This is a genomic window from Paenibacillus sp. QJM3NY_38 (assembly GCF_056173265.1).
The window spans coordinates 3277670-3291288 of record NZ_CM149665.1 but is presented as its reverse complement, the minus strand read 5'-3'; the positions used below and the strand labels follow the sequence as shown (position 1 = coordinate 3291288).

Genomic DNA, 13619 nt, shown 5'->3' with positions numbered 1-13619 from the left:
CGGTACATATCAAATATTAGGAATCACCGGCTGCGCCTGCTTGGTCATCCCCGATCACAAGATCGTTGCCGTCCGGATCTTCTTCCCTCGCTCAATGATTCCCAAGCTCTCTTGGCAAATTTAAGCTTGTACACCTTGCACCTGCATGTCACAATAAACTAGAGACTGTCAGCATAGACCTATTCATCTATATAGTTTTGCTTACAAGTTCTCAGCTGCCCCTGCAACTACAGCGAGGTGGTCGCACAATCAACCTATTTTTGAATGGGAGGACCGTAATCATGAAAACGATGAAGCTTGGAAGCAGTTCACTGGAAGTACCTGTTGTAGCCGTGGGTTGCATGCGTATAAATTCGCTGGAAAAAGCGGAAGCCGAGCGTTTCGTATTATCCGCACTGGAGGAAGGCGCTAACTTCTTCGACCATGCCGACATATACGGCGGCAGAGCTTGCGAGGAAATTTTTGCAGACGCGATACATATGAATGCAGAAGTCCGCGAGAAGATCATTCTGCAATCCAAATGCGGGATTCGTCAGGGCATGTTCGATTTCTCCAAAGAGCATATCTTGAATTCCGTCGATGGTATCCTGAAAAGACTCAAAACCGAGTATCTCGATGTACTCCTTCTGCACCGTCCCGATGCGCTGGTTGAGCCTGAAGAGGTGGCTGAGGCATTCGATAAACTCGAAAGCTCCGGTAAAGTGCGTCATTTCGGCGTATCCAACCAGAATCCGATGCAGATCCAGCTGCTGAAAAAAGCAGTGAAGCAGCCGCTCGTGGCCAACCAGCTGCAGCTTAGTATCACGAACACCACCATGATTCAGAGCGGGATCAACGTCAATATGGAGAATGACGCCGCGGTTAACCGTGATGGCAGCGTACTGGATTTCTGCCGACTTCACGATATTACGATTCAGCCTTGGTCTCCTTTCCAATACGGGTTCTTTGAAGGCGTATTCCTTGGAAGCGACAAGTTCCCTGAGCTTAATCAGAAGATCGATGAGATTGCGGAAAAATACAACGTAACCAACACTACGATTGCCATCGCATGGCTTCTTCGTCACCCTGCACACATGCAGCCGATCATCGGGACGATGAATATCAGTCGTTTGCAGGACTGCATTAAAGCTGGCGATGTAACGCTCACCCGCGAAGAATGGTATGCCATTTACCGTGCGGCGGGCAACATCCTTCCTTAAGCCCATTACCATTACAAAACAGCCTCCTATCGTCTATGATAGGAGGCTGTTTTCATTATATTGCCGCGTTTTTTGAAGATGATGATGGTTTGCGCTTGTTCACCGTGCTTAGACAAACAGGGATCATCACCAGTGACAGTAAACCTCCTGCAATGGAAAGCGTACCATAACTGGTATTGGCAACCACCATACCGGATAAAGCGCCGCCCGATGCTCCCGCCAAAGCAATCAAGACATCCACTGTTCCCTGCGTTCTGGCGCGGGCGGATGGATGGGTTGCATCGATGATGAGCGCCGTTCCGCTGATAAAACCAAGGTTCCAACCCAGCCCCAGCAGAGCCAGCGCCGTTATGATCAGCGCCATGGATTCGGCGGGAGCCGCAGCGGCTAGAATCCCGGAGCTCAAGAGCACGACGCCCGAAGCGATGGACATGCTGATGCGGCCGATTTTATCGACAAGAAAACCTGTGATTAACGAGGGCAGGTACATCGCTCCGATATGAATGCCAATCACCAAACCTACCGCTCCTAGATCATGTCCATGATGTTTCATATGGACAGGCGTCATGGTCATGATTGAGACCATGACCACCTGAGTCAATATCATCACGCAGGCTCCAACCATGATCCCCCGTTTGTTTCGTTTTGATCCGTTCACCGTGCCGGCAGAAGAATCACCGGAAATTTTCATTCTAGCTTCCTCAATTGCTTGGGCTATCGCATAAGGATCCGGGCGCAGGAATAATAGCAGGATCATGCCTGCCAGAATAAAAGCCACGGACGCTAAAATAAATGGTCCGGCCAAGGCAGGAATCCCGAAGGATTCGGCAACGTTCCCCATAACCCCCACCAGATTCGGACCCGCAACGGCACCGAAGGTGGTGGAAACCATCGCCATGCTGACCGCTCCTGCACGCTGTGAAGGTTTAGCCAAATCCGTACCTGCATAACGAGCTTGCATATTCGTTGCGGTACCTGCACCGTATATCAACAACGAGGCGAACAACAGATAAATATTATGATAAACGGCAGCCAATATAACTCCGATCGCGGCAATTCCACCCGCCAGGAATCCGGCAGCCAGACCCGGCCCTCTTCCATAGCGCTGGGTAAGCCGACCAATATACCAGGCACCCAGTGCGGAACCGACCGTGATAAGAGCAACAGGGATTCCTGCATAGCTGTCCGTCTTGAGCATATCCTGCGCCAGAAGCGCACCGACCGTCAATCCTGCGGCCAGACCAGCCCCACCGAATATTTGCGAGAGGATCACAACGATGAGGGTTTTCTTATACAGCTTGTTCTGCAAGTCGGGCGAATCGATGTAAGATTGAATATGGGATTGCCGCTTCGTGTTGGTTTCAGCAATATCCTGATCATGGGACATGGACATTCTCCTTTCATGTGCTACCAATCAGAATACCATAAACCTTCCTACGATAAGAGGAAAATTTCATTTGTCTGTCCATATAGAGTCTGCCAACCGCGTAGAGTCCGGAAACCGGCTCGCCATTTGCATTCAGTACCCGCCCAGATAGATCAGTTTGTAATCCGCCCAGCATTTCCCACTTTCTGCAAATTGGTATCGCGTATAACACATGCCGCTTTCATATCGTGTATGCCTTCCCTGTACTGCAAACCTGTTTCACATCAAAAAAAGTGAACCCCATGTGGATAAGGGTTCACTCCTATTGTCAGCGTATTTGCGTTTCGTTCCTTTTATCCTGTCCGTTCCTCCGCTTCCGCAGCCAATTTCAAGAGTTGATCCCTCACTCTCACAACTTCGCCAATGATCAGAAGCGCCGGATTCTTCACGTTCATTAGAAGAGCGATCTTGTGGATGGTTCCGAGCGTTCCCGTTATGGTTCGCTCCTCTGCCCGAGTCCCCTGTTCAACGATAGCTACGGGAGTCGAGAACGGCTTGCCATGAGCGAGCATCTCCTTGCAGATATCGTTCATTCTGCTGACGCCCATGTATACCACAAGCGTATCCACACTGTGAGTCAGCAAGTCCCACCTGACGCCCCGCTCATTTCCATGGCAGCTCGTTCCGCTGACAAAAGCTACCGAAGTGCTGGCTCCACGGTGGGTCAGAGGTATCCTTGTGGAGGAGGCTGCGCCCAAAGCCGAGGTAATGCCGGGCACGATCTCGAAGGGAATGCCTCGTGCAGCCAATTCGCACGCCTCTTCGCCGCCTCGTCCGAAGATCAGCGGGTCACCTCCCTTAAGCCGGACGACATCGTGACCTGCAAGGGCAAAGTCTATCATGTTCTCGTTAATCCTCTCCTGTGGAACGGAATGGCTGCCCGGTGCCTTACCGCAGTATACGAGCAAAGCATCCTTCTTCGCGTAACTCAACAGCTCATCGTTCACCAGTCGATCGTACATAATGACGCCCGCTTCCTGAATACGCCGAAGGGCTTTCAGCGTGATCAGCTCCGGATCTCCCGGACCTGCGCCAACAATATACACCATGCCCGGCCTCATCGTCTTTTATCGACCGGAACCGCTGTCGCCTCCATAACTCTGAGTCCATGATGGACCTTCCCAATCGGGTTAACCTCGCTGCGCTTTCCGAATCCGAAATGGGATAAGTGCAACATCGCCCCGGTAAATACCGCTCCGCCAATAAAATTACCTATTAATACGGGGATTTGGTTCCAGAGCCACCAATCGGCCATGCTGACATCCGCCCCGAGCATCATGCCCGCCGGTATCACAAACATATTTACCACGGCATGCTCGAAGCCTTGACCGAAAAAGACCAGGATGGGCAGCCACATCGCAACGATTTTCCCTATCGTTGAGCTTGACGTAAACGCCATGACAACGCCTAGCGTCACCATCCAGTTGCAGAGCATAGCCTTGATCACCACCAGCAGCATGCCGCTCACGCCCAGCGCCTTATAGCCGATTGTCTTTGTTTCGCTGGTGTCGATGATCATCTGAACAAGCGGATGACTCATATCCGTCCCCATCCTGGTCGCGGTAAGTGTATAGAGCCCCCCATAAATCAGACAGCCTATCACATGTCCGAGAATTACCCATCCGTAATTCGCAAGCATAGAGGCACCTGAAGCCTTCTTTTGCAGGACGGTTAAAGGCAAGAGTGCGAAGCTTCCAGTTACCAGCTCTAAGCCCAGCAGTACAATCATCACAGAGCCAACCGGAAACAGGAGCGCGCCTACCATCGGTATATTCGTTTGGTCCGAAGCGGAAAAAGCCAGCGTGGTGGCGCACGCCAGGATGGCGCCCGATAACATGCCGCGGATGAGCATCTGCGAAGTCTTCAGCCGGGCTTTCGCGGCTCCGGCCTCGATCATGTCATCCATTACCTGATTCGGTTTCACATAATCCATCTCGTGCACCCCCTCTAATGAATCAATCACTCACATTATGAAATGCCTCTGAAATTCCAGCAATTCAGTAACTGGTTTGCGTCAAGCCGTACGATCCTGCAGGTAAATCGCGCCGCTTACCGGATCAACTTCAACCTGATAGGTGTTAACATTACCCGTATCCGGCTCTTGAACCCGCCCGCTGCATAGATCGATCTTCCAATCATGCAGCGGACAATGCACCTGCTTCCCGCACACCATTCCCTCCGAAAGCTTTCCTCCTTTATGCGGGCACTTGTTCTCCACAGCCAGAATATCCCCATCCGATAAACGGAACAGCGCGATTTCCGTTCCGCCGACTTCAATGGTCCTTGAGCCTTTATGATCAATTTCGTTTACATATCCTACATGAAGTTTCGTCATCATTGGATTCCCCCTATTTCGTCACTGGTTCAGCATCAGGCAAAGGCACGAAGTTTTTACGAAGCCCGCTGTCCGACGTAATTTCCTTCCATGGATCCTGCTGCTTGCTTAAAGCCAGCTTTATTCTCGAGAAGAGCGCGACGCGGTCCTCTTTCTTCTCTAATGCTTTTTTCACATGGTCCAAGCCTACTCGCTCGATCCAAACCGATGTACGCTCATTCCACTGCGCGTTTTCCCGATAGTATTGGATAAATGCCCCGGCCCATTCGAGCACCTCATCTTCCGTTTTCACGATGCACAATAACTCCGTAGCCCGAACATGAACGCCTCCATTGCCGCCGACGTGCAGTTCCCATCCACCATCAATCGCTACGACTCCAAAATCCTTGATGGTCGCTTCTGCGCAATTTCTAGGACATCCGGAAACCGCAAGTTTCACTTTGGCTGGGGTGCTCAGCCGCTCAAACTCTTTCTCCAAGCGTACGCCCATGCCTATGGAATCCTGGGTGCCGAATCGGCAAAACGTGGACCCTACGCAAGTTTTAACCGTACGGAGAGCTTTACCGTAAGCATACCCGGAAGGCATATCAAGCTCCTCCCACATCTTCGGCAGATCCTCCTTCTTGACGCCAAGCAGGTCGATCCGCTGTCCGCCTGTAATCTTAACCATCGGCACATCGAATTTTTCCGCAATCTCCGCGATTTTCTTTAGCTCCGACGGAGACGTCACACCGCCATATATTCTGGGAACAACGGAATACGTGCCATCCTTCTGAATGTTGGCATGATAACGCTCGTTCGTGAAGCGGGATTCCTTCTCATCCACGTAGGTCTCTGGAAACAGCATGCCCAGATAGTAGTTCAAGGATGGCCGGCATTTAGAACATCCCTCCGGATTCTCCCATCCCAGCACATTCATCACTTCTTTGACGGTTCCAAGTCCAAGACGGGTAATTTCTGCGATAATTTCATCCCGTCCTAGCGAAGTACACCCGCATATCCCTTCTTTTACGGGTTCCCCTGCTGCATCTCCGGCGTATAACTGAACTAGTCCCTCAACAAGAGGTTTGCAGCCGCCGCAGGATCCCGATGCTTTTGTACAAGCTTTAACGGAAGCAACGGTGTTGCAATTTTTCGTGAGAATGGCATCTTTTATCGTTTCTTTCGACACACCGTTACAACCGCAAATGATCTCATCATCCGCTAGCTGAGCCAGCCGCTGTTCCGTCGATACAGCACCGGCGTTACCCGTAAAGCCTAACAGAAGCTCCTTCTCCCGGCCCTTGATGGATTCGCCGCTTTTCATGAGCGAGAACAGCTTTGGCCCATCTCCCGTATCGCCGAACATAACAGCTCCGATGAGCTGGTCATCGCGGATGACAATTTTTTTATATACACCTTCAACTTCGTCCTGGTACCGCATCGACCTGGATCCTTCCGGGTCTGCAAAATGACCTGCCGAGAATACATCTACACCGGAGATCTTCAATTTGGTAGATAGTACGGACCCGCCATAACCACTTGTCTCCACACCTGCCAGATGCTTGGCGAGCACGGCTCCCTGCTCGTAGAGCGGAGCGACAAGCCCATACGCAATCCCACGATGCTCGGCGCATTCACCGACCGCGTAGATCCCCGCGATGCTCGTCTCCATATAGTCGTTCACGATAATTCCCCGGTTGACTTCAATGCCCGCGGATTGTGCCAGCATGACGTTGGGCTTGATCCCGACAGCCATGACGACCAGATCCGTTTCAACGCGCGTCCCATCCGTGAAGCGAAGCTCCTTGACCCGCTTTCGGCCCACAATGACCTCTGAATTTTTACTAAGCAGGAACTTCATGCCTTGGGCTTCCAATTTCAGCTGCAGCATTTTCGCTGCGGTCTCATCTAATTGCCGTTCCATTATATAGGGACTAAGATGAACCACCGAAACATCCATCCCGAGATGGAGCAGCCCTCTTGCTGCTTCAAGACCAAGCAATCCTCCGCCGATGACCACGGCTTTCTTATATTTTTTGGAAGTCTCCACCATAATCTCGCAATCCTTAATATCCCGAAAGGCGATAACTCCCTCCTTGTCTGCGCCAGGCAGAGGAAGCATAAACGGATTCGAACCGGTTGCGATGATCAATGAATCATACTCGGCCGCAGTTCCTTGATCGGAGTACACTTTACGGTTCTTGGTATCGATCCGGGTTACGGTGTGGCCGGTATATAGATGGATGTTATTCTCTTTGTACCAATCCCAATCGTTGATTATAATTTCCTGCATGTCGGCTCCGCCTGCAAGAACGGAAGACAGCATAATCCGGTTGTAATTCGGATGCGGCTCAGATCCGAATATCGTGATTTCATACGCCTCAGGCGTAAGCTTAATCAAATGCTCGATTGCCCTTACCCCTGCCATACCATTCCCGATCATTACTAACTTCTTTTTTGTCATGGTTTGCGCTTCCCTCCGTCTAACACCTTTGAATATACTTGTTGATTCATCAGAAGCCTTACAGAAACCAAAATAGCCTGCATTCGCTCCAGTAGAGTAGGCACACTCTTACCGGGAACGAAAGCAGGCTTCTTTGCCGCTAATGGGATACACCGTTGTATCCGGGACATTTTAAAGTTCTTGAGGGAAATATACAATATCCCCGTGCCACCTGTCAACATATTTGACATGAAAGGAAGAAAATTAATTAAATATCGACATCCACCTGTGATATATGTTATATAATTTAACATAATATCTATTTTTACTGACAGCTTATATCTGACGGATATCATTTATGAAAGGAGCGTCAATCCATGCGTTCATTGCTGGTTATCCACCATCCGGTCCCTGCTTCAGAGCGAAGTGACACAGATGCCAGGGCGCTTCTTCCGGAGTTTATCCTTCGTTCTTATGGATACAAGGTCCTCCTTGCCCGAAGTGAGAAGCAAGCGCTGGCTGGAATCATGGAAGCAGACGGAACGGTTCTCCACCTCCCGGTTGCCGCAATCAAATCGTGGTCCAGCACCCTTGAACAACAAAAGCGCGTTCCGGTTCTGTGGTGGTGCAGCGATCATGCCGCTTCTCAATCTCTCGAAGCATGTGAGGATGATGTTATCATTGATGGACTTTTATTCCCCGCCATGAAGGAGCATGAGCTGCATTGGACGCTGCATTTTAGCTCCAAGCATTTTTACGAACGAGAGCAGTGGCATAACGAAAAAACGCAGCTCCTTGCTCGCATTGAAGAGCGTAAATGGATTGATATGGCCAAAGGCATTCTATGCAAGATGAACAATATTTCGGAATCCGAAGCATACGATGTCCTGCGCAAACAGGCGATGAATGAAAGAAAAAGAATGGTGGATGTCGCAACCTCGATCGTCAAGTTGTATCAATTGCTGCAGGAGACCGGTTCAGGAGGTGCAAAAAAATCATGATTCACTTATTAAAAGAAGTCGGTCGCGGCAAGCGGGGCGCGCGTGACCTGACTTACGAGGAAGCGCTGCAGGCTGCAGAATCGATTCTCGGATTGCAGGCAACCCCTGCTCAGATCGGAGCCTTTTTCATTGCGGAACGCATCAAAATGGAAAGCGTGGAAGAATTGGAGGCATTCGTGCAGGTTTGCCGTGAATATGCGGACCGTTCGTTTATACATGAGGGTGTAGACTGTGCAGGACCTTATGATGGCAGAAAGTCATCATTTTTCTCTACCTTAGCCACCGCGTTCGTGCTGGCTGCTGCTGATCTGCCTGTCACTCTGCATGGAACCGCATCACTGCCCCCGAAGTGGGGGATCACATTATCGGATATACTCGCGGAGAAGGGGATATCCGGATCGTTACTGACAAAAGAATCATGCATCCGCGCAGCCCATCAATCTGGCGTATTATATGTACATGCTGAGGAATGGTGTCCCCCGCTTAAGAATCTTCGCCCAATCCGGGAGGAGCTCGGTATGCGGACCGTGCTCAATACGACCGAAAAGTTTGTGGATTACTCCCATTCCCCTTTCCTAACGTTCGGCGTATACCATAACACGGTCTTTGACCGTTTAAGCCGACTGATCCTAAAACTCGGTTATCGGAAAGCGATCATCATTCAGGGAAGTGAAGGCTCCGATGAACTGTTCATTCACCGTCCCACGCGGACTTACCGGGTTGAGAACGGTGAAGCCAGCCTCCATATCATCGATCCGGAAGCGTACGGACTTGATACGCCCGTTCCGGACATAAGCTGGACCCCGTCCGAACAAGCTAACGTTACCTCAGAGGTTCTGCAGGGTAAGGGGAATATCGCTTTTATCTACCAGGTACTGCTGAATGGAGCTGTTCGCTTACACTTGGCGGATAAAGTCAGATCCGTCGAGGAAGGGATTTATACTTGCAAGGCACTGCTGGATTCGGGTAAACCGTGGGAGTTATACGACAAATGGTTGTCCTTGCTTTTAGAGTCTGTCCCACATGATGGTTTGACATCGCCTATCGTCAGACATGTTGCGCATTAATACAGATAGAAACCCGCACCGGGCAAGCGGTGCGGGTTTCATTCATTTAATACCTATTAAACTCCAAATCCAAATCCGAATGCAGAAACGATGATGACCAAGAGAATGAAGAGTACCAGTACTGCTCCAACGGAACCATATCCTCCGCCATATCCACCAACTTCACCCATTGTTCTAACCTCCTTTACTTTGCCGAACACAACATCCTATGCTCGATATTTCAAAGAGCTTAGACTATAGAGAAATAAAATAAAAACAGACTGGCGTTGAGTCAAAATGAATATGGGTTCTTTAGGATAATAACTTATTTCGCAATCATTTTTTTCGCATAGTTCAGCACATCCGATTTGGCGCTCTCCGCCCAAATGCTGTACCGGATCTGCTGCTCTTCATCCACCCAATCCAGGTGATCCCTTCCCTTGGAGTCAGCTGTGTAGACACATTCCACTCCGTTAATGACGATGGTTTCCTTCTTCTCGTTCGGTTTCTTCTGCGGCACAGGCGTTCCGCCCATTGGCTGTTCAGGGACAATATAACTCGCAACGACTTGAAGCTTTACGTTTCCTTTATCAAAATTCAGAACCGCCGCGGACGCTTCATTCGACTTCATGATGTCGGAATATACGAATTTCTCGCCGTTTGCTGCCTTCGCTTTTAATTCCTGCTCAATTTCTGCGTACAAGCTAGACGTTCTTTCAGGACTCTTTAAGTATAAAATCGCGTTCTGGAATGAATAACTCTTCGGCAAGTCAGCAGGCTTGGTAAGCGTAGGAGCGTTCAATGCCTTTGCCTTCGCCACATAGTCCGCATACTTGGTATGAACAAAGCCTATAGACGTAAAGTAAATGTCATCTAACCGGTTATATTCCTGGTCCGCAACATAATACGCAACCATCTGCCCTGCTTTAAGTTTGTTACTGAGCTCCTTGATTCGATCATCATACGAAACGGATGTCTTCTCCGGTTTGGCAGTAGAAGCCGCTGCTTTCGTCTGCGGAACAGACGTACTTGCAGTGCTTGCTGCATAAACATTCGCGGAACCGATCATCATCGTTGCTGCGAGAAATAAAGCGACCTTCATCTTGTTTTTCATCATGATACAATTCGTGCTCCTTTCGGCGGTAAGGCCTATTAAAATAGTGTTGAAATACATCTCATATAACACCTTGCCGACAACAAAAGGGACATTTTGTAAAAAATAGTGAAAAAGCGTTTATTCCGAAACAAGACCGGCTGCAATCTTCGCAAACTCATCCTTGGATAGCGGATCCTTTGGATCATCCGTAATTATATATAGCACCTCTTCACTGTCGCTTAACCAAGTCAAGCTGCGCGTTTCATTTGTCTGATCGGCAGAAAAAATCATTTCTTTCCCATTTACCGTCAGTTTTACGGCTTGATTTGTGAGCACTCCAGCTTTTGGGCCCTTCTCTCGTGCAAAAGCTAAAATCCTGATCCGATTATCGCCTTTACGATATTCCATTCCTGTAGAGGCAATCTTGAACCAAGGAACAATTTTATAGTACAGTCCCTGTTCTTCATCCGACTTCTCCGCCTGCTCTTTAAGTTCTTTTAGAAGACTTTCGTACCCCGGTGTTCCCCACACGGGTTCGTTTCTAATTTGAATCCGTCCAAAATCAAATCGATACCCTTCGGGTACATAATCAGGTTTTCGAAGTAGGGGCGCATCCTTCTCCTCAATTTCTTTTGCCAGTTCTTGATAATTCGGATGCTTTGTCGCCATATAAAAATAGTTCAGTGGATATTTTCTGGTTGATGAAGTCAGATGCTGATCCTTGATATAATATACAGCCTGTTCTCCGGGCTTTAACCTCTTGCTCAGCTCTTCTTCCGTCTCTTTTTTACGTTTGGCGTTATATTCCGACTCGGAGTATTTCCATGGCTTTATGGTAGACAGAATAACTTCGCCTTCCTTGTTCTTGATCTGAATCAGGTATTGGCTTGCATAAGCGCTAATTGACGAAAGAATCAAAATCGCAGTAAGCATCGCAATAATCAACGTTTTCTTACGATTGCCGGCATTTCTTCCTTGTTTCTTCTGGTGAATTTGACGCACCTTGTGCATGATGGCGGGGGTCACGTCCACCTCTTCTTCCACGGAGTGCAGTTCCATGCCTCTCAGAATTCGATCTTGGTCCGATTGTCCCGAATCTCGCATAACTCCGTACCCCCCTTCTCCTGAATCAGCTTGATGACTTTCTGTTTCATCCGAGCATACTTTTTCTTCACTGCACTGAGATTCTTATCCAGAATCTGTGCAATCTCCGTGAATGGTTTATCTTCGAACACCCGCAGCACGAGCAGATTCCGCTCCTCCACCGAGAGCTTGGTCATGGCATATTCCAGCGGTTCGCTGAACCACCTGCGCTCCAGCGTCTGTTCCACGCTATCAGCATAACCTGCCGGTTTGATGAGTCGGTTCACTCGCATGCGAACTTGTCTCTTGCGAAGCAGATTAAGACAATGATGATAGGCAATCTTGTATAACCATGATGAGAACGATACCTTCGCTTCATAGGTATGAAGCTTGGTGAACGCTTTGATGAAGATATCCTGGACGGCATCCTGCGCGTCCTGCTTGCAGCCGAGCATCCGGCAGCAATATATGTAGATCTGTTTTTTGTACGTTTCAACGATAGGCTCGAAACAATCGACCTCACCGGCCTTAACGCGCCTCACGCACTCCTCTATCGAATCCAATTCGAAGACGCACCTCCGCGTAAATCTAATTTACGTTTGTATAACACCTCTTCTGCCCAAAAAGGGACATCTGTAACATATATAAAAAAACAACTCATACCTCAAGTATGAATTGTTTTAATGTAATGTCGATCTTTTCTTTTATCAGTAACGAGGTCTTCGAACGTCTGGATGATCCCACATCTCGCTTATATACCTGAGGGCATATGCTCCTGCCATAAAATATATTTTTAATTATATATCTTATCATCTAAGATGAAATCACAGAAATCAATTGATGGGTGAAGAGATCTCGGCCCAAAATGCAGTACAAAAAAAGGAGGTTATTCGCAATGTCCAACATCCAGGAAAATCGCAAGGTGCTAGAGGAGCAGGAAGGACGCATCATTAGACAAACGATTGCCGATATGGAATCGGCATTTAATCAACATGACGCCGATGCCTTGGACCGTCACTTTACCCAAGACTCCACTTGGGTCAATGTTATGGGGGAGATGCTCTCAGGCTGGGATCAAATAAATAACGCTCATAAAGTTGTTTTAAAGGGACCGCTTCTTCATTCTTACGCAAAGTATTTCGTTGAAAAACTTGTATTCTTACGCCAGGATGTGGCCATCGCGCATATACGACAGTATCCGGCTACATCGAAGGGGGAACTCATCGAAGACGGACAAGGAAGCCTGGCAATCTATGTGATGCTCAAGGACCAAGACACTTGGCAACTTGCTGCGGGTCAGAATACTTTAATCCAGTTGCACCGTAAAGGATAACCACAATAAGAGTGAGTCTATCATCCATGCAGCATAAACAACAGTTCCCATATGAAAACCCAGATTCTCGATCATAAGATCGGGGACCTGGGTTCAGTGAGTTCATCTATTGGTTCATACGGTTTTGAACGGTTAAACGGTGCAATTTCTTAACTCCGTGGAAACCGTTTTTTTCCGGCGATAAGCAGTCCACCCGCAATCATGACAACCGCCGCGCCGACCCAGATCCATGGATTCGTACCCGCTTCTTCCGCTGCAACCACATCGGCTTCAGCCGCATTCGCTCCATAGAGAATCGCTTGCTCTCCTTCCACCACCTGAACGATATCACGTCCAAACTTCGCATAAAGGAATTCTGCATGCTGTTCATTGTATGGTGTAATGCCAACCTCAACCTTATCACCGACCACACCCGTGTGAGTCACAGTAAAACCCTGTGCGGAAAGCTCTTCTTGACCTGCACCGGCAACATATTCGTCAATCTCCGCTTGTTTGTTAGTCAGACGATCTTCCGCCGCGGAAGCCAAGTGCAAGGTTATTGATACCGCGCTATCCGGCGCAGCCAAGGCAGAACCGGCCCCAACTACGAGCAAAGCGCTCCCCAACAGCAGTATCTTGCCCCAATGCTTCACAGTTACCTTTTTCATATCTCATTACCTCCTGATTTTTCTGTAT

General features: G+C 48.9%; 14 protein-coding genes and 1 pseudogene. 4 read left to right on the top strand and 11 right to left on the bottom strand.

Features of this window, described 5'->3' with window-relative positions:
• Positions 1-281: 281 nt before the first annotated feature.
• Positions 282-1199, top strand: a complete 918-nt coding sequence (locus tag AC0VZ8_RS15365; RefSeq protein WP_475487425.1) for an aldo/keto reductase — start codon at positions 282-284, stop codon at positions 1197-1199.
• A gap of 55 nt (positions 1200-1254) precedes the next feature.
• On the opposite strand, the gene AC0VZ8_RS15360 is transcribed toward AC0VZ8_RS15365, so the two are convergent.
• The 6 genes and pseudogenes from AC0VZ8_RS15360 to nirB form a co-directional block, all read right to left on the bottom strand.
• Entirely contained in the window at positions 1255-2586 is a 1332-nt protein-coding gene (locus AC0VZ8_RS15360; RefSeq protein WP_071224163.1) for an MFS transporter, read from the bottom strand.
• A gap of 91 nt (positions 2587-2677) precedes the next feature.
• Positions 2678-2758, bottom strand: a pseudogene (locus tag AC0VZ8_RS15355) (FAD-binding protein); the annotation flags it as partial.
• 160 nt (positions 2759-2918) lie between these two features.
• A complete protein-coding gene (gene cobA, locus AC0VZ8_RS15350) occupies positions 2919-3674 on the bottom strand; it encodes a uroporphyrinogen-III C-methyltransferase (protein WP_475487424.1) in 756 nt (251 codons plus the stop codon).
• Positions 3675-3682: 8 nt separating this feature from the next.
• A complete protein-coding gene (locus AC0VZ8_RS15345) occupies positions 3683-4558 on the bottom strand; it encodes a formate/nitrite transporter family protein (protein WP_475487423.1) in 876 nt (291 codons plus the stop codon).
• Positions 4559-4639: 81 nt separating this feature from the next.
• Entirely contained in the window at positions 4640-4960 is a 321-nt protein-coding gene (nirD, locus tag AC0VZ8_RS15340; RefSeq protein ID WP_071224386.1) for a nitrite reductase small subunit NirD, read from the bottom strand.
• A gap of 13 nt (positions 4961-4973) precedes the next feature.
• Positions 4974-7406, bottom strand: coding sequence for a nitrite reductase large subunit NirB (nirB, locus tag AC0VZ8_RS15335; protein WP_475487422.1), 2433 nt, complete (start codon positions 7404-7406; stop codon positions 4974-4976).
• Between the two features lie 356 nt (positions 7407-7762).
• Between nirB and AC0VZ8_RS15330 the strand changes: the two genes are divergently transcribed.
• Together AC0VZ8_RS15330 and AC0VZ8_RS15325 are read left to right on the top strand one after the other, a co-directional pair.
• On the top strand, positions 7763-8386 hold the full coding sequence (locus AC0VZ8_RS15330) for an ANTAR domain-containing response regulator (protein ID WP_475487421.1): 624 nt from the start codon (positions 7763-7765) through the stop codon (positions 8384-8386).
• Complete coding sequence (locus AC0VZ8_RS15325; RefSeq protein WP_071224177.1) at positions 8383-9453, top strand: anthranilate phosphoribosyltransferase; 1071 nt, start codon at positions 8383-8385, stop codon at positions 9451-9453. Before AC0VZ8_RS15330 ends, AC0VZ8_RS15325 begins: the two co-directional genes overlap by 4 nt.
• A gap of 56 nt (positions 9454-9509) precedes the next feature.
• Here the strand turns inward: AC0VZ8_RS15325 and AC0VZ8_RS15320 are convergent, their stop codons facing one another.
• From AC0VZ8_RS15320 to AC0VZ8_RS15305, 4 genes are all read right to left on the bottom strand, one after another.
• The gene (locus AC0VZ8_RS15320; protein WP_194542276.1) at positions 9510-9623 is read right to left on the bottom strand and encodes a sporulation protein YjcZ; all 114 of its coding nucleotides are present in this window, start codon (positions 9621-9623) and stop codon (positions 9510-9512) included.
• A 134-nt stretch (positions 9624-9757) separates the two neighbouring features.
• Positions 9758-10549: a hypothetical protein gene (locus AC0VZ8_RS15315; RefSeq protein ID WP_475487420.1), complete on the bottom strand. Its 792-nt coding sequence runs from the start codon at positions 10547-10549 to the stop codon at positions 9758-9760.
• Positions 10550-10666: 117 nt separating this feature from the next.
• Positions 10667-11632, bottom strand: a complete 966-nt coding sequence (locus AC0VZ8_RS15310) for a hypothetical protein (RefSeq protein ID WP_475487419.1) — start codon at positions 11630-11632, stop codon at positions 10667-10669.
• Positions 11593-12153: an RNA polymerase sigma factor gene (locus AC0VZ8_RS15305; RefSeq protein ID WP_475487418.1), complete on the bottom strand. Its 561-nt coding sequence runs from the start codon at positions 12151-12153 to the stop codon at positions 11593-11595. The genes AC0VZ8_RS15310 and AC0VZ8_RS15305 overlap by 40 nt, the downstream gene beginning before the upstream one ends.
• Before the next feature lie 353 nt (positions 12154-12506).
• On the opposite strand from AC0VZ8_RS15305, the gene AC0VZ8_RS15300 reads away from it, so the two are divergent.
• Positions 12507-12944 (top strand): SgcJ/EcaC family oxidoreductase, encoded by a 438-nt coding sequence (locus tag AC0VZ8_RS15300; RefSeq protein WP_475487417.1) that lies wholly within the window; start codon positions 12507-12509, stop codon positions 12942-12944.
• 149 nt (positions 12945-13093) lie between these two features.
• Here AC0VZ8_RS15300 and AC0VZ8_RS15295 read toward each other — a convergent pair whose 3' ends face one another.
• Positions 13094-13591 (bottom strand): hypothetical protein, encoded by a 498-nt coding sequence (locus AC0VZ8_RS15295; protein WP_475487416.1) that lies wholly within the window; start codon positions 13589-13591, stop codon positions 13094-13096.
• Positions 13592-13619 lie beyond the last annotated feature (28 nt).